This is a genomic window from Polaribacter pectinis (assembly GCF_014352875.1).
Classification (GTDB): Bacteria; Bacteroidota; Bacteroidia; order Flavobacteriales; family Flavobacteriaceae; genus Polaribacter; species Polaribacter pectinis.
In genome coordinates this window covers 3,340,913-3,357,596 of the sequence record NZ_CP060695.1, presented here as the reverse complement: position 1 = coordinate 3,357,596, position 16,684 = coordinate 3,340,913, and the positions used below count along the sequence as shown (strand labels likewise).

Sequence of the window (16,684 nt, the reverse complement as noted above, 5' to 3'; positions counted from 1 at the left end):
ATTTGGACCCAGATCCCGAATCTTTATTTATACTACTAGCTTCATTCGATTTTATTACTTCTTTAAATGGAATCGTTTTAGTTGCATTGCTTATTAGTTCTGCTTTAATTTCTGGATCAGAAATTGCTTTTTTCTCGCTAAACCAAACTGATATAAATGAACTTTCTAACAATGGTAAAGAAGAAAACATTGTTGTTACCTTATTAGAAAGACCAAGAAAGTTATTGGCAACCATTTTAATAACCAATAATTTTATTAATATTTTAATTGTATTAATTTTTGCTTCTTTATCAGAAACTTTATTTAGCGATTTTAATTACCAACTAAACCTTTTCTATTTTACAATTCCAATTCGTTTTTTATTAGAAATTATACTAGTTACTTTTCTAATTCTTTTATTTGGTGAAGTTTTACCTAAAGTTTACGCCTCTAGAAATGCACTTCGCTTTTCTAAAGTAATGTCTAAATTTATTAACGGAATAAATATTCTTTTAACACCATTTAGCCTGCCTTTAATCAATTTAACAAAATGGATAGAAAAAAAGTTAGGAAACAAAAACTCTAATTTTTCTGTTGAAACTTTATCTCAAGCATTAGAGTTAACCTCGCAAGGAGCAACTACTAAAGACGAACAAAAAATTTTACAAGGAATTGTAAACTTCGGAAACACCGAAACCGTGCAAATAATGGAACCAAGAATAGATATTTTTGCACTATCGGATGACGAAACTTATGAAGCAGTTTTAGATAAAATTCTTACTAACGGATATTCTAGAAACCCTGTTTATCATGATAATATAGATAACATTATTGGGGTTTTATATGCAAAAGATTTATTAGCGCATTTAAACAAACAAGCTTTTAAATGGCAAAGTTTAATACGCGAACCTTTTTTTGTGCCAGAAAACAAAAAGTTAGATGATTTATTAGGCGATTTTAGAGCCAAGAAAAACCATTTAGCAATTGTGGTAGATGAATATGGAGGAACAAGCGGATTAGTAACTCTAGAAGATGTTATTGAGGAAATTGTTGGTGATATAAATGATGAATTTGATGATGATGACTTGTCATATTCTAAAATAGATGCCAACAACTATATTTTTGAAGGCAAAACAACTATTAAAGATTTCTGTAGAGTTTTAGACGATGAAGATGAAGAAATTTTTGAGGAAGAAAAAGGTGAAAGTGAAACACTTGCAGGTTTCATTTTAGAGATTTCTGGTAAATTTCCTAAAAGAGGCGAGAAAATAAACTTTAAGAATTATACGTTTACCATAGAAGCGTTAGACAAAAAACGTATTAAACAAGTTAAAGCAACCAGAAATGCGTAACATTTTTACATTCTTATTTTTATTGATTTTTCTTTCTTGTAAAGAAGACGTTTTACCAAAGCCCAAAGCATATTTAAGCTTATCATATCCAGAAAAAAAGTATGAAAATTTAAAATTACAAAGACCTTATACTTTTGATGTTTTAAAAAATGCTACTCTTATTAACGAACCTAACAATTGGTTAACAATTAAATACCCCAATTTAAAAGCTTCTATAGATATTACATACAGGCCAGTAGAGAATAATATTACAGAATTACTTACAGAAGCGGAAAAATTAGTTTTTAAACACACTGTAAAAGCAGAACAAATTATACCAAAAGACTTTGTTAATAAAAATAAAAGAGTATTTGGAAGCATTTATGAAATTACCGGTAATGCAGCATCTCATATTCAGTTTCATGTAACAGACAGTACAAAAAACTTTATAAAAGGTTCTTTATATTTCTATGCCAAACCAAATTACGATTCTATTCTACCAGCAGTAGATTATATTAAAGAAGATATATTACGTTTGGTGGAAACGCTAGAATGGAAAAACCCATCTTAATCTTCCCAAAGGGAAGAAACACTCTTGTGTTAATTTCTTTACTTTAATTGTTTCTCAAAAGGTTCACAGAGGTTTTTATAAATTTATTTTAGCAAAACATCGAACTATAAAATCTTACGTCATTCAGTCTTATTCTTCTTGGTTCTTGATTCACTTTTTTTAAATCCTATCTCTTTTCACACAAAAACCTCTAAATAATCTCCATTTTCTGTAACAAGAAAGAAGCATTCATGTTTTTACAAACACCATTTTTTAAAGTATAATCGAAATGCAATTCGTTGTTGATTATTTCTGCATCGAAATAATAGTTTTTAATGTCTTCAAATTCATTTTCCAACTCACATAAACTTACATCGTGTGTTGCAATAATTCCTGTAGATTTAGATTTCGATAATTTCTCTACAAACTTTTTAGAGCCAATTGCCTTGTCTTTACTGTTGGTTCCTTTTAAAATTTCATCTAAAATGATAAAATAATCTTTGTCTTCTATTTCATCAACAATAAATTTTAAACGTTTTAATTCTGAGTAAAAATACGATTCATCTTCCGTTAAAGAATCTGTAGTTCGCATACTTGTAATTAGTTTTATTGGCGAATATTTAAAACTTTCTGCACAAACAGGCAAACCACAATTTGCCATAACTATAGATAAAGAAACCGTTCTTAAAAACGTACTTTTCCCAGCCATATTTGCACCAGTAACAATAAAAAACTCTTCTTTATTGATGTTGAAGTCATTATCAACTCTTTTTTCTGAATTCAATAAAGGATGTCCTAAATTAGAAGATTTAATTACATTTTTTTCTGAAGTAATTTCGGGAAAAATAAACTTTGGATGATTGAATTTAAAGTTCGCCAACGAATTTTGAGCATCAAAATAAGCAACAACATCAAACCAATTTTCTACAGTATGTTTGTAAGCTGAAATCCATTTTTCTACTTTACAGACATTGTAAATTTCAGACAGAAACAATCCATTTCCAAAAATTGCGATAACAATATTATTTCTTTGATCGAAAGTGTCTAAAATTCTCGCGAATTCTTTAAAAATAACAGAAGCTTTTTTACTTTCTGAATTGATAATTTGCTGTTTCTCCTTTAATATTTTTGAAGTAAATCCCTCATTTTCAATTTCATTTAATAAATAATGATATTGCTTAAATGTATCTCTTGCTTTACTTGCTTCTGTGTATAAGTGGTTTATTTTCATTACAAATCTACCCGTAATAAAAAGTCCGACAAAAAACCAAATAACAATATAAGTGAAAGAAATTTGTCCGAAAGAAATCAAACCAATTAAGCTTAAAGAAACGATTGTAAAAACAATTTGAAGCGTTTTTAAAAATTTTGGAAACACAGAATTGTAATTAGAAATCCAACCAACAATTGCGTTTGTAGTACTATTTACAGACACCAAACTTGCCAAAGCAGAGAAATGCTGACGCCATTTTACTTTACCAGAAAGTTCTCTTAAAGCATCTTGTTTTTCTAAAATAGTATCTGTTTTATTTTCTGTTAAGCAGTTTGCTAAAACTACTTTTCCGTCTTTTGTTTTTGTTCTATTTATATATTGATAGAAAGACCCCAATCCAAATAAATCGATATCATTACTATAATAATGTGCAGGATTTATAAATTCCTCACCAGTTTCTAAATGATGAAAATCTCTATTTAAAACCTGAATTTCAACTGCATTTATTTTAATTTTTTCAGCAAGAATATTTCTTTTTCTTTTAAGATTTACATGTTTTGTAACCAAAAAACCAAACAGTAAAAGTCCTAAAAAAGCAACAATAAAAATATCAGGATATTTTCCAAAAGTCAAGTAAATTAAAAAACAAGTTGCTAAAAAAACAGCAAATCTAAATACACTTAAATTAGCTGATTTACTTTTTAACTCTTTCGCCTTTTCTTCTAATTCAGCTTTATGCTTTGTATAAAATTCTATTGGATTTTTCATTTATTTTATTTGTAACTCGAAATTCCTCCAGTTAAATTCAACACTTCTAAATCTGGATATTTATTTTTCAATTTTACAGTTGCTCTGTAGCTATTAAAACCGCGCTGACAAACCATTACATAAGTTTTACTTTTATCAACCGTAATTTTATCTGCATCAAAACTATTTATATGAATTGTTTGTTGCACCTCAAAAGGAAGTTTTAAGTTGTTTAAAACTGCAATAATTTCCAGATTATTAGCCTCTGCTCGAAATGACAAACGTTTTTTTAATTCTTCTGGGGAAATTTGCCAATCAGAGTTTTGTCCACTACAAGCAGCATCTACATAGGTCTGGACTTTAAATAGTTTCACAATTTTATCTTTCAAAAAAGTAGGTTTTAACTTCATTTTTAACTCTGTGTTTTGCAACGTATTATATATACGAAGTTGATTTATTAACGGTTTTCCAATGCCTGTAACTAATTTTAAAACTTCATTTACTTGTTGCATGGCAATCATGCCAACAATTGGATTTAATGTTCCTGCTTCCTCGCAATTTGGAATATCTGTTGCCATTTCTGGAAAAGCATCTCTTAAGTTTGTAGAATAACTTCCATCATTTTGTAAGACATTAAAAGTAGCTACATAACCATCAAATTTATACAAAGAACCATAAACCAAAGGTTTGTTTTTAATAACACAAGCGTCGTTTAACAAATATTTTGTTGGTAAGGAATCTGTTCCATCTACAATAATATCTACTTTTTCTATCAATTCAAAAACATTATCTTTTGTAATTGGGTTGTTAGAAAAAATTACTTCTGTAAAAGGCGCTCTTTTTTTTATAAATGCTGATAAAACTTCCGCTTTTGGTTGATCTACATCTTCTAAAGAATAAAAAACTTGTCTGTGCAAATTTGTAATATCAACAGTATCGAAATCTACTAAATGGATTTTTCCAATACCACTTGAAGCCAAATAAACTGCAATTGGGCTTCCCAAACCTCCACAACCAACCACCAAAACAGATGCGTTTTGTAGTTTTTCTTGTCCAACTTCTCCAATTTCTTGAAGAGTTATTTGGCGTTTGAAAAGTTCTTCTTTAGCAGGTTTCATTTAAGACTTAATTTCCTTTTTAGCATTTTCAAACTCTTCAGGAGTATTCACATTTCTAATAAAAGAGTCATCAATTTCAACGATTTCTACATCAGAATTAATTAACATTTTACGTGGACAAGAATATCCTTGTGCTAAATATTGTAATAAAATTGAATATGCTTTTGGTTCATAAATGGTAATCAAAGGCTCTACAAACTCTTTGTTTTTTCCTTTAATTGCTGTAGCAACTTTACTCGGATTTCTATGTTTTAATAATTGCTGAATTACTTCATCATTTACAAATGGTACATCTGTTGCTAAAACCAACCAAGCCGAATTAGGATCTTTTTGAAAAGCAGAACAAATTCCGCCAAAAGGTCCAAGATTTAGAAAAACATCTGGGATTTCGTTTTGAGATTTCTCGACTTCGCTCGAAATGACAGAAGATTCGGTTTGAACAGAATAATACGTTTCAAAATTATTATTTTCTAACAATTCTTTAGCGTGTTCTTTTTGAGGTTTTCCAAAATAATTCAATTCAGATTTATCCTTCCCCATTCTTGTGCTTTTCCCACCAACTAAAACAAGTCCTTTTATGGGAGCAACTTTCTCTTGAACTAAATTAATGATATGATTTGCAATTTTATCAACCTCCTCAATAGTATAGCAAACCTTATTTTTTATGTTTGGAAATTTCTCAACTAAAAAATCAAAAAACTCCGTTTCTTTTTTCAACTTAATAATAAACTGAATGCTATCTAATTGATCCAATCTTTTTAAAACGGAAGCTTCTTTTGCTTCGTCTAAAATAAGAATTTGTTTTGCACCTTGATAATGATTTCCGTTGATAAAAACATAATCGTATTGCGCAAATTGCAAACGTTGTTCAAATTTATTTACGTTTCCAGAAGTAGTAATTTGTAAATTTCCTTCATGATGAAAAGTAAACTCAGACAATCTATTTCTCTCAACATCTTTTGCATGTGAAGCATCAAAATACGTCAATTTATAGTTTGATAATTTTTCTGAAACCTTATGAACTAAATCTGAAATTACACCACAGTTTGTTCCTAGAATTGAAATTTCATTCGGCGCAAAATTGTCATTATTTCTTCTTTCTAAATTTGTATGTTTTTTGTGTTTAGCCATTATTAATATCCGATTTTCCTCCCGTTTTTTCTACCAACATTACTTCTTTAATCACCATTTTTTGACTGATGCTTTTACACATATCATAAATTGTTAAACAAGTAATATTTGCGCCAGTTAAAGCTTCCATTTCTACGCCTGTTTTTCCTTCAATTGTAACTTCACAAAGCACTTCTACATTTTCTGAATCAATAATTTTAATATCAATATCTACACCATTAATTAATAATGGATGACACATTGGTATTAATTCTGATGTTTTTTTAACACCCTGAATTCCTGCAATAATCGCTGTTTGAAAAACGGGGCCTTTTTTGGTAGTTAATTCATCATTTGAAAAATTAGAAATCACTTCTTTTCCTAAAAACATTGTTGCTTTTGCAATTGCTGTTCTTTTGGTAATTTTCTTATCAGAAACATTTACCATTTTAGGATTTCCTTTTTTGTTTATGTGTGTGAAATCACTCATTATCTATATCTAATTATTGGAAAAACTTCTCCACTTTTAAATTCATTTTTATCATTTGGTAATTGAATAAAAGCATCTGCATTTACCAAACTTGCTAAATCTCCAGAACCATTTCCAGTAATTGGAGTTGCCACTAAATGCCCAAATTTGTAACTTAATTTTACTTGTAAAAAATAAGTTAAGCTCGGTTTAAAAACAAAATCTTCTGATAAAATTGCGGTTTCCTCTTCAACCTCTACTCCAACTGATTTATAATACCAAGGATAAAAATAAGCCAAACAATTTACAAATGTCGAAATAGGATTTCCAGGAAATCCGAACACATTACATCTACTGGTTTTGCCATAAAAGAAAGGTTTCCCAGGTCTTTGTGTGATTTTATGAAACAATTTTTCTACACCCAATTCATCAAAAACTTCTGGTAAAAAATCGAATTTACCTTTACTGACTGCTCCACTGAAAAGCAAAACGTCATATTCTTGCAAATACCTTTCTATTTTTTGTTTTAAAATAGGTTTATCATCTGTAATATGAGCAGTTTCAGAAGGAATATGTAATCTTTCCAATAATGAAACCAATGTAAAAACATTAGATCTTCTTATTTGATGTTCTAAAGGAATTTCATCTACACCAACCAATTCATCACCAGTGGAAACAATCATAACTTTTGGTTGCTTTGCAACTTTTACAAGCGATTTTCCAACGGTTGCCAAAACACCAACTTCTGATGCTGATATTTTTGTGTTTTTTTTGATTAATAAATCGCCAATTTTTCTATCTTTTCCTTTTGGATGAACATTTTGGGCGTCTTTAATTTCATCAATATTAATTGTTACGATTCCGCTTTCGATGGTAACATCTTCATAACGAATTACTGTATTTGTATTATTAGGCAAAACTGCGCCAGTCATAACTTCAATACAATTTTCTGGATTATTTAGTGAAATTTGCTCACTTCCCGCACCTTGAATTCCTTCAATTTTAAAGCTTCTTTGTCCGTTTTTGAATGATGTAAAGTCAATTGCAATTCCATCCATAGAAACTCTATTAAATGGAGGGAAATCTCTATCTGCAAGAATATTTTCTTTTAAAATTCTATCAACAGATTTTATAAACGGAATTTCTTCAACTCGAAAATTTTGAGTTGAGTTTAAAATTATTTTTTTTGCCTCTTTTACTGAAATCATATTTATCCTCCTATTGTACTCATACTTTCAGAAGCGCCACCATCTTTTCTATTTGCTTCTGCGATAAAACCATTTTCAGGTTTATTTTTCACCAAACCTAAAAAGAGTTCTTTTAAATCGTCATTGGATGCTCCTTTTCTTATAAAATCTCGCAAATTAAAAACACCATCATCAAACAAACAATTTTTAAAAGTTCCTGTGGAAGTAATTCTAATTCTATTACAATCGTTACAAATGGTTCTTGTAAACGCAGGAATAATTCCAACAGAACCTAAATGATTTTCAACTTTATAATTTCTTGATGTAGATGATTTTTCAGATTTAATTTCTTGAACATCAAACTCTGTTTTTATCTCGTTTAAAATCTTGTTGAACGTCCAATTTTCTTGCATTTCACGTTGTCCTTTTCCATTGAAAGGCATTTCTTCAATAAATCTGACTGCAACGTTTTTATCTTTTGTCAATCTTACAAAATCTACAATTTCATCTGTATTAAAACCAGATTGTACAACTACATTCAATTTTAAATTTAAGCTACTTTTTTCTAATAATTCAAAGGTTTTATAAACTTCAGGAAAAACGTCTCTTCTGGTAATTTTAGCGAATTTTTCTCGCTGTAAACTATCAATACTTAAATTGATGTGTTTTACTTTTTCTAACTTTTCAATGATTGGAATATGTTGAGAAATCAATGCTCCATTTGTGGTAATATTAATGGCATCTAACAAATCGTTGTAAGACAACATTTCTAAAAAACCGACAAAGTCTTTACGTACAAAAGGTTCGCCACCAGTTAAACGTACTTTTTTAACGCCCAATTCAGTTAAAACACGAATTAAACGATACATTTCTTTAAAAGTAAGTAGCTCTTGTCTTGGTACAATATCTATTCCATGAGCTGGCATACAATATTGGCAACGCAAGTTACAGCGATCTGTAACCGCTAAACGTACATACTCCATTTGTCGCCCAAAATTGTCTATTAACTTGCTCATTTATATTGCAAAATTTCACTGTTTTTAATGCTTACTATATAATAACAGTCACTAATCTGTTATTTTAATTTGGAAGTTTTTTACTTATAATTCCATATAGAAAAGCTCCTAAAAGTGCACCAACTAATAAAATTAAAGCCGGTAAAAATTTAAAACCAAGAATTACAAAAATTGGTGCTGCACAAGCTCCAGAAATTCCCCAGCCTAAACCGAATAATGTTCCTCCTAAAACAGTGCTTATAAATCCTTTTTCCTTTGGTTTAGGAACAATTTTATTTCCATTGATATCTTTTATTTTTCCGCTTTTAAACAATTGCATAATTATTGCTGAAATTACAACTGCTCCTCCAATAATTCCAAACATATGAAAAGATTGAAAACGGAACATTTCGTAAAAACGATACCAAGAAATTGCCTCTGTTTTACTTAATACAATTGCGAAAAAGATTCCGAGTATTAAAAATTTTATGTTTTTCATAGCTAAAATAAAATAGGAATTATAAACCAAGCAGCAATAATACCGCCAATAAAAAAGCCAATTACCGCTAATAAAGATGGCAATTGCAAACTACTTAAACCTGTAATTGCGTGTCCAGAAGTACAACCACCTGCATAACGTGTTCCAAAACCGATTAGAACTCCAGATAAGATTAGTATTAAAAATCCTTTCAAAGAAAACACAACTTCTTCGCTAAAAATTTCGTCAGGAAAATATTGATTCGCAACATTGCTAAACCCTAAATCTGTTAATTCTTGAACTGTTTTTGGGTTTAAATCTATATTCTGATTTGGAATTAAATACATCGCTGAAATAAAACCTCCAATAATTAAACCGACTACAAAAAGCAATGCAAAATCACGTTCTTTCCAATCTTTCTTAAAATAATCCGACACTTTTCCTGCGCCAGCCATTGTACATAACGTTTCGAAATTTGTAGAAGCTCCAAAATTTTTTCCAAAATAAAAATAGAGAAAAAGTGACAATGCAATTAATGGCCCACCAACATACCAAGGCCAAGGCTGTAAAATAAAATCCATTTTTATAGTTTCGTTTTTATATAATTCATAATTAATTTTGTTGCTCCTAAATTATCTTCAATGTATTTTTTGTTGATAATTCCGGTTAAGTTTCTAAAATTTATATCTTTTTTTAAATTGATAAAAGTTGAAGTAAATTCTTGCTGATTTTTAATAGAAAGACAACCTCCTATTTTCACTAAATCTACTGCTTCTTTAAATTTTTCGTATTTGTTTCCAATGACAACCGGAATTCCGAAAGTTGCTGGCTCTAAAATATTATGTAATCCTGTTTTTAAACCTCCACCAACATAAGCTATATCTGCAGCTGCGTAAATTTTGGTTAAAATACCAATAGTATCAATTATAAAAACTTGATAATCTTTTAAATTTTCACCTTCTTTTTCAGAAAATAACACTGTTTTTTTATTGATTGATTTTTGAAGCTCTAAAATTGCATCATTTTTAATATTATGTGGTGCAATAATAAATTTCTCGTCTTCTGAAGCTTTATTATTAATGTAATTCACTAATAACTCTTCGTCTTCTTGCCAAGTACTTCCTGCAACAACTGTGTATTTATCGTCTTTAAATTGATTGATAAAATCTAACGCATTATCTTGTTCTAATATTTCTAAAACTCTATCGAAACGAGTATCTCCTGCAACAGTTACATTTTTAAAATTGATAGAATTCAGTAATTTTTCTGAATTTAAATCTTGTACAAAAAAGTGATGGAATGCTTCCAAAGATTTTCGCATAAAACTTCCATAACTCTTAAAAAACAATTGCTTTTCTCTTAAAATTCCTGAAACTAGAATAGTAGGAACTTTCTTGTTCTTTAATTCATTTAAGAGGTTTGGCCAAAATTCATATTTTATAAAAACTGCCAATTCTGGGTTTACAGTTTTTACAAATTTTCTTGCGTTCGATTTAGAATCTAGTGGCAAATAACAAATAACATCAGCTAAATTATAATTCTTTCGGATTTCATATCCTGAAGGCGAGAAAAAAGTAACTAAAATTTTATATTTTTTAGCCTTCTTTTTTAAATCTTCAATTATTGGTCTTGCTTGTTCGAATTCGCCTAATGACGCTGCATGAAACCAAATTACTTTTTCATTTTTTAAGGCTTCAATTTTAGAAAATGTTTCTTTTCTACCATCAACAAAAAGTGTTATTTTTTTATTGAAGATGGCGACTATTGGCAATAATAGTGAAGCCAAAAAAATTGCAAAATCGTACAAGAATTTCATACTTGTAAAAGTACAAAATTGAAGGTATTAAACATCAAATAAATTGAAAGCAAAAAAAGCTACCCAATAAAGGATAGCTTTAAAATATTATTAGTAGTATTTAGCTTCAAAAACATAACCATTCCCCCGAAAAATATGTTATTAACAATCTAAAACTACTAGTCAAATTTACATCTAAAATTCAATTTTAAGCCATTTAATGTTCTGAACAACATTATAATGTTCTAAAAAGATTATAGGCAATAAATCTTATATTAAATTAATTCTCTTTACAATGTCTTCTCTGTATTTTTTACCAATAGGAAGCTCTTCATTGTAAATTTTTACTGATGAATGATTGATTTGTGATAAGTGTTGTGTATTAACAATATAGCCTCTATGAATTCTAATGAAGCTTTCATCTAGTTTCTCTAAAATATCATTTAAACTAGTTCTAACAACCATTTTCTGATGATTTTTTAAAATGATTTCTATGTAAACATGCGCACTTTTAAGGTATAAAATATCTTTAAAATGAATTTTATTGTAAAAACCTTTATCTTTTACAAAAACGGAATCTTTAATGATTAAGTTTTCAGAATCTATATTTCCTATTTTATTAGAAAAATTATGCAATGCTATTTCTATAGATGTATAGAGTTCATCTTTAGAAAATGGTTTTATTAAATAAGCAGGTGGCATTACTTCTTTGGCCAAATTTACAGTTAAAGAATCTGCATTAGACGTTAGAAAAATAAAAGGAAAATTATATGATTCTCTTATTTTTCTAGCTATATCTATTCCAGATTTTTTACCAGATAATTGAATATCTAAAATTGCTATATCTGGTTTTTCTGCATCTATAGTTGCAATTGCTTCTGTATAATTAATTGCTGGCTCTAAAGTTTCGTAACCTAAATCGGTTAAAGCGTCGCAAATATTATCTGCAATTATCATTTCATCTTCTACAACAAGAATTTTAACTTTACTCATTTTTTAATTAATTACAAGACTAAAGTAATAATTCAATTTACAAATTGGTGCAAATGGTCTATAAAATGTTCTGAACAACCATTTATGGATTATAAAGATCAATTTACCAATTGTCTAGCATTATTGTCTTTAAATAAAATTTCGAATTTTGCCCCTTCTTTATTAGTTTGCTTTAAGCTTCCATGTAATTGCTTTACCAATCTATTTATTAATCGCAAACCTAAACTTTTTGCTTTTTTTACATCAAAATTATCAGACAAACCAGGACCATTATCTTCTATAGTAAGTTTATAATCATTACTTTTTTCTTTATTTATAGAAATAGAAAGATTGTTTTCTTTGTTATTTCTAAATGCATATTTGTAAGAATTTGTTATAATTTCATTAATTATTAAACCCAATGGTATTGCAGTATCCACATCAAACATCATCCCTTCAGAAGAAATAGATGTATTAATTTTGTTTTCGGAAGCATATAAAGATGATAATTCTTTAATTAATAGCTTAATATATTCATCAAAATCTACCAAACCACTTTCGTTTTGATATAATTTTTGATGAATAAGAGCCATGGATTTTACTCTATTCTTTCCCTCATTAGCCAATTCTAATGCTTTTTCATCTTCTATACCTCTAGATTGTAATTCTAATAAACTAGATACAATCTGAAAGTTATTTTTAACTCTGTGATGAACTTCTTTCACTAATAACTCTTTTTCTTTAAGTGTTTGCTCAACTAATTTATTTTTTTCTGAAAGTTCTTTAGATTGTTTCTTAACCTTTAAAATAACCAATAATGATATAATAAATAAAATAATAGCAAGTAACGCAATAACACCATATAATTTTGTTTGTTCTTTTTCGTGTACTATTTCTTTTTCTTTAAGTTTTACTGCCTGGTCTGTCTTGTAATTTGCTAGAGATGTAGATAAATCTTCTGAATAAATTTTTCTGGTAAGTACTATAGCCTTTTCTTTATAATCTAGAGCTTCAGTATAAAATTTATTAACTTCTAATGCTCGTGAACCTTCATTTAAAATATGAAAAAAATCATTAGGATTTAAATCTTTACCTAATATTTTAAATTTTTCCATCAATTCATTTACATCAGAAACCTCAAACTTATTTAAAATTTCATTTTTAACATTTGAACTAGGTTCACTAAATGAAATTAATTTTAAGTATAAAGAATATGTTTGTATTCTAGTTAAACTATTATTATAGAGCTCTTCGATAAGAAAATTAACTCTCTCATTGTTTCCTCCTTTATAGATATAAGCATCTATTAAATGTTGTGTAGTTGCGTAATAGTAAGGCGTTTTTTCTGGAAGTTCTGCTTCTAATTTTAAACTTTCTTCACTAACATCTATATATTCTTGTAATTTTCTTTCTAAAAGTAAAAAATCTGATAAATGGTATAAAAAAATAATTTGAAGCTCTTTATCTTTTAATTCCCTTGCTTTTTTTAAACTTTCTAAAGCTATTTTTTTTCCATTTTCTACATCTTGTTCTATTTGAAAAAGAACTAACGAATGTGTTCTTAATTTTAATTTGGCCTTTTGAACTTTAATATCAGAATCTTTAAAACGAAGTACATAGTTTTCTAACTCTTTCTGCTTTTCTGAAGCTAAATCTATGCTAACTTCATCTCTTAACTTATAAACTTGATCCCATTTTATTTTAAAATAGTCTTCGTTAATAGTTTTATCTTTTGGCTCTTTTATAAAATCATCTATAAATTTAGAAACCTGCTCATAGCTTATTGTATTTCGATTGGCTACACTTGAAAAAAACTGATAACTATCTGCATAAGAAATTTCTGTTCTATTAAGAATTTTCTCTAAAATTGATTTGTAATCAGAAGGAACTATTTTTTCTAAATAATAAGCAGTTGAATCTTTTTTATTTTCTAAAATTAGCTTTTCTAATTTATAGGTATATTTTTCTTGAGAAGCTTCTTCAGATTGAGCATAAAAAGAGAATGCGAAGAAAAAGAGAATGAATTTAAGGACTAGTTTCATGAGGTAAATTTAGAGTTTAAAGTTAGCCAAACAAACTGAATTAGAATAATAGAATGTTCTAAAACAAAAAACCGTTTAAACAAAAATTGTTTAAACGGTTTTTTAATAATTTTAAAAGCTTAAATATATTAAGCTTCAAAAGGAGTTATAGAAACATAAGATCTGTTGTCTTTTTTCTTTCTAAATTCAACTACTCCATCAACCTTTGCATGTAAAGTATGATCTTTACCCATGTAAACGTTTTCACCTGGATTGTGAGTTGTACCTCTCTGACGAACAATAATATTTCCTGCAATTGCAGCTTGTCCTCCAAATATTTTTACTCCTAGTCGTTTCGATTCTGATTCTCTACCATTCTTCGAACTACCTACACCTTTTTTATGTGCCATTTTCTTGAGTTTTTATAGGTTAAAGTTAAATCTAACAGAATTATTTTTCAATACCTCCGTCTAATCTATCTTGTAATTCTTTTAATTCATCCCATTTACCATCAGCAGCTAAACCAGCTTGCTTTGGCCAAGTATCTGTAACAATATGAGATAGTCTTGAACTAGCTTCAGTTAAGATTTCACTTAATTTAGAAGCATCTGTCTTTGCTACTTTTGCAAAAGTATCAATTCCTGCAGCTACTAAAGCTTCAGCAGCTTTAGGCCCTGCACCTTCAATCTTCTTTAAATCATCTGCTTTTGCAGATTTTTTAGGAGCGGCTTTTTTTGCAGCTTTTGGAGCTTCAACTTTAGCTTCTTCCTTTTTAGGAGCAGCTTTTTTAGTTGCTTTTTTAGCACCAGTTGCAGCAATAGATTCAATTTGAATCTCGCTAAAAGACTGTCTGTGTCCGTTTTTCTTTTGGTAACCTTTTCTTCTTTTCTTTTTGAAAACGATTACTTTGTCACCTTTTAAGTGACCTAAAATTTTTGCCGTTACTGCGGCTCCTTCTATAGCTGGGGCGCCAATTGTTACACTTCCTGCGTTATCAAGTAAAAGAACGTTATCAAAAGTTACTTTTGATCCTTCTTCTCCTTGTAAACGATGAACGTATACTTTTTGGTCTTTTGCTACTTTAAACTGCTGCCCTGCTATCTCTACGATTGCGTACATACTATTTGTTTTGCGTATTTATACTAATTAATTTTGCATTTACCTAATGAAAATGCGGGTGCAAATATACTTATTTTTTAGTATTCTACAATTTTTTATTCAAAAATAATTCAATCTAAATCAATCGAATAAAGTACTTTTTAACTTTATTTTTGAAAATTATCTTTCTATTTTTGGAATACCTATTTATTTGTTCAACATTTTTGTAACAAGTAACACAAATCAACGTCACATTAGACATCAATTATTAATTAAATAAAAATCAATGAAAAAAAGTATTTTATCTCTTGCTTCAGCTATGTTGATTGCATTTTCTGCAAATGCACAAAAAGTTGAATTTGAAGAGTACGATTTAAGCAACGGTTTACATGTTATACTGCATCAAGATAAATCTGCCCCAGTTGTTACTGTGGAAGTAATGTACCATGTTGGCGCAAAAGATGAAGTAGATGGAATGACAGGAATGGCACATTTCTATGAACATCTACTATCTACAGGAACTAAAAACATAGAACGTGGTAAATGGAGAGAAATACAATCTTCTAGAGGAGGAAATGGAAATGCAAGTACAGATTGGGATAGAACAAACTATTATCAAACTTATCCCTCAAACGAATTAAAATTAGCTTTATGGATGGAGTCTGAAAGAATGATGCATCCTATTATAGATCAAAAGGCTGTTGATACTCAAAATGAAGTTGTTAAAGAAGAAAAACGCCAAAGAATGGATAATGCTCCTTATGGAAAAGTTATTTATGGTGATGTTTACAATCATATTTTTGACAAGCACAATTACGGAAGACCAATGATTGGTTATATTAAAGATTTGGATGCTGCTACTTTGGAGCAATTTCAAGCTTTTTACGACAAATGGTACATGCCAAGTAATGCCGTTTTAGTTATTGCTGGTGATTTCGAAAAAGGATATGCAAAGTCTTTAGTAAAAGATTATTTTTCTGAAATAGCTGCAAAACCAAAACCAGAAAGAGTAAAAATTATTGAACCAGAAAGAACTGAAGAAAAAAAGGTTACAGTTTACGATTCTAACATTCAATTACCTTTAGTTGGTATGGCGTATAAAACACCATCTTTTAAAGATAGAGATGCTAAAGTTTTAGATGTAATATCTACTATTTTAAGTGATGGAAAAAGTTCTAGATTATATAAAAAATTAGTAGACGACAAAAAATTAGCTTTACAAGCATTCTCATTTTCGCGTCCTTTAGAAGATTACAGTGTTTATATCATTGGGTCTATTTTGGCTCAAGGAACTTCTAACGATGCTATTGTAAAAGAAGTTGACGAAGAGGTTTTAAAACTACAGACAAAATTAATTTCTGATGAAGATTTACAAAAAGTAAGAAATAAGTTCGAAAACCAATTTGTTGCAGCAAACTCTAGTGTTAGAGGTATTGCAACTACTTTAGCTAGAAACTATATTTTAGGTGGAGACACCAATAGAATTAACAAAGAGTTAGAAATTATAAACTCTATTACTAAAGAAGAAATTAGAGAGGTTGCTAAAAAATACTTAGCTAAAAACAGACGTGTTGTTATGGATTATTTACCTGCATCACAAAAGAAATAACAATATTTAAAA

The 16,684-nt window shown here is 28.9% G+C and carries 16 protein-coding genes; 3 read left to right on the top strand and 13 right to left on the bottom strand.

Features of this window, described 5'->3' with window-relative positions; genetic code table 11:
- The first annotated feature begins 2 nt into the window (after positions 1-2).
- Together gldE and gldD are read left to right on the top strand one after the other, a co-directional pair.
- Positions 3-1,331 (top strand): gliding motility-associated protein GldE, encoded by a 1,329-nt coding sequence (gene gldE, locus H9W90_RS14830; protein WP_187482351.1) that lies wholly within the window; start codon positions 3-5, stop codon positions 1,329-1,331.
- Positions 1,324-1,881, top strand: coding sequence for a gliding motility lipoprotein GldD (gene gldD / locus H9W90_RS14825; RefSeq protein WP_187482350.1), 558 nt, complete (start codon positions 1,324-1,326; stop codon positions 1,879-1,881). The genes gldE and gldD overlap by 8 nt, the downstream gene beginning before the upstream one ends.
- Before the next feature lie 190 nt (positions 1,882-2,071).
- Here gldD and H9W90_RS14820 read toward each other — a convergent pair whose 3' ends face one another.
- The 13 genes from H9W90_RS14820 to rplU form a co-directional block, all read right to left on the bottom strand.
- Positions 2,072-3,841: a MutS-related protein gene (locus tag H9W90_RS14820; protein ID WP_187482349.1), complete on the bottom strand. Its 1,770-nt coding sequence runs from the start codon at positions 3,839-3,841 to the stop codon at positions 2,072-2,074.
- Positions 3,842-3,846: 5 nt separating this feature from the next.
- Positions 3,847-4,938 (bottom strand): HesA/MoeB/ThiF family protein, encoded by a 1,092-nt coding sequence (locus H9W90_RS14815; protein WP_187482348.1) that lies wholly within the window; start codon positions 4,936-4,938, stop codon positions 3,847-3,849.
- Positions 4,939-6,069, bottom strand: coding sequence for an NTP transferase domain-containing protein (locus tag H9W90_RS14810; protein WP_187482347.1), 1,131 nt, complete (start codon positions 6,067-6,069; stop codon positions 4,939-4,941).
- On the bottom strand, positions 6,062-6,538 hold the full coding sequence (gene moaC, locus H9W90_RS14805) for a cyclic pyranopterin monophosphate synthase MoaC (protein WP_187482346.1): 477 nt from the start codon (positions 6,536-6,538) through the stop codon (positions 6,062-6,064). The genes H9W90_RS14810 and moaC overlap by 8 nt, the downstream gene beginning before the upstream one ends.
- Entirely contained in the window at positions 6,538-7,725 is a 1,188-nt protein-coding gene (locus H9W90_RS14800) for a molybdopterin molybdotransferase MoeA (protein ID WP_187482345.1), read from the bottom strand. Before H9W90_RS14800 ends, moaC begins: the two co-directional genes overlap by 1 nt.
- A 2-nt stretch (positions 7,726-7,727) precedes the next feature.
- Entirely contained in the window at positions 7,728-8,720 is a 993-nt protein-coding gene (gene moaA, locus H9W90_RS14795; protein WP_187482344.1) for a GTP 3',8-cyclase MoaA, read from the bottom strand.
- 64 nt (positions 8,721-8,784) lie between these two features.
- Positions 8,785-9,198, bottom strand: coding sequence for a YeeE/YedE thiosulfate transporter family protein (locus tag H9W90_RS14790; RefSeq protein ID WP_187482343.1), 414 nt, complete (start codon positions 9,196-9,198; stop codon positions 8,785-8,787).
- A 2-nt stretch (positions 9,199-9,200) separates the two neighbouring features.
- Entirely contained in the window at positions 9,201-9,758 is a 558-nt protein-coding gene (locus H9W90_RS14785) for a YeeE/YedE family protein (protein WP_187482342.1), read from the bottom strand.
- A gap of 2 nt (positions 9,759-9,760) precedes the next feature.
- Positions 9,761-10,993, bottom strand: coding sequence for a 3-deoxy-D-manno-octulosonic acid transferase (locus tag H9W90_RS14780; RefSeq protein ID WP_187482341.1), 1,233 nt, complete (start codon positions 10,991-10,993; stop codon positions 9,761-9,763).
- Between the two features lie 249 nt (positions 10,994-11,242).
- On the bottom strand, positions 11,243-11,965 hold the full coding sequence (locus H9W90_RS14775; RefSeq protein WP_187482340.1) for a LytR/AlgR family response regulator transcription factor: 723 nt from the start codon (positions 11,963-11,965) through the stop codon (positions 11,243-11,245).
- Between the two features lie 98 nt (positions 11,966-12,063).
- Entirely contained in the window at positions 12,064-13,986 is a 1,923-nt protein-coding gene (locus H9W90_RS14770; protein ID WP_187482339.1) for a sensor histidine kinase, read from the bottom strand.
- A gap of 128 nt (positions 13,987-14,114) precedes the next feature.
- Positions 14,115-14,375 carry a 50S ribosomal protein L27 gene (gene rpmA, locus H9W90_RS14765; protein WP_036782547.1) on the bottom strand — a complete coding sequence of 87 codons (261 nt, stop codon included), beginning with the start codon at positions 14,373-14,375 and terminating at the stop codon, positions 14,115-14,117.
- Between the two features lie 40 nt (positions 14,376-14,415).
- Positions 14,416-15,084 (bottom strand): 50S ribosomal protein L21, encoded by a 669-nt coding sequence (gene rplU / locus H9W90_RS14760; RefSeq protein WP_187482338.1) that lies wholly within the window; start codon positions 15,082-15,084, stop codon positions 14,416-14,418.
- A 265-nt stretch (positions 15,085-15,349) separates the two neighbouring features.
- Here rplU and H9W90_RS14755 point away from each other — a divergent pair, with 265 nt between their 5' ends.
- On the top strand, positions 15,350-16,672 hold the full coding sequence (locus tag H9W90_RS14755) for a M16 family metallopeptidase (RefSeq protein WP_187482337.1): 1,323 nt from the start codon (positions 15,350-15,352) through the stop codon (positions 16,670-16,672).
- Positions 16,673-16,684: the final 12 nt, after the last annotated feature.

Coding starts and splice junctions, on each gene's coding strand:
- moaC (WP_187482346.1), bottom strand. CDS start 6,538: ATGAGTGATTTCACACACATAAACAAAAAAGGAAATCCTAAAATGGTA.
- H9W90_RS14810 (WP_187482347.1), bottom strand. CDS start 6,069: ATGGCTAAACACAAAAAACATACAAATTTAGAAAGAAGAAATAATGAC.
- H9W90_RS14755 (WP_187482337.1), top strand. CDS start 15,350: ATGAAAAAAAGTATTTTATCTCTTGCTTCAGCTATGTTGATTGCATTT.
- H9W90_RS14770 (WP_187482339.1), bottom strand. CDS start 13,986: ATGAAACTAGTCCTTAAATTCATTCTCTTTTTCTTCGCATTCTCTTTT.
- H9W90_RS14775 (WP_187482340.1), bottom strand. CDS start 11,965: ATGAGTAAAGTTAAAATTCTTGTTGTAGAAGATGAAATGATAATTGCA.
- rplU (WP_187482338.1), bottom strand. CDS start 15,084: ATGTACGCAATCGTAGAGATAGCAGGGCAGCAGTTTAAAGTAGCAAAA.
- H9W90_RS14815 (WP_187482348.1), bottom strand. CDS start 4,938: ATGAAACCTGCTAAAGAAGAACTTTTCAAACGCCAAATAACTCTTCAA.
- H9W90_RS14790 (WP_187482343.1), bottom strand. CDS start 9,198: ATGAAAAACATAAAATTTTTAATACTCGGAATCTTTTTCGCAATTGTA.
- gldD (WP_187482350.1), top strand. CDS start 1,324: ATGCGTAACATTTTTACATTCTTATTTTTATTGATTTTTCTTTCTTGT.
- H9W90_RS14780 (WP_187482341.1), bottom strand. CDS start 10,993: ATGAAATTCTTGTACGATTTTGCAATTTTTTTGGCTTCACTATTATTG.
- H9W90_RS14800 (WP_187482345.1), bottom strand. CDS start 7,725: ATGATTTCAGTAAAAGAGGCAAAAAAAATAATTTTAAACTCAACTCAA.
- rpmA (WP_036782547.1), bottom strand. CDS start 14,375: ATGGCACATAAAAAAGGTGTAGGTAGTTCGAAGAATGGTAGAGAATCA.
- H9W90_RS14820 (WP_187482349.1), bottom strand. CDS start 3,841: ATGAAAAATCCAATAGAATTTTATACAAAGCATAAAGCTGAATTAGAA.
- H9W90_RS14785 (WP_187482342.1), bottom strand. CDS start 9,758: ATGGATTTTATTTTACAGCCTTGGCCTTGGTATGTTGGTGGGCCATTA.
- moaA (WP_187482344.1), bottom strand. CDS start 8,720: ATGAGCAAGTTAATAGACAATTTTGGGCGACAAATGGAGTATGTACGT.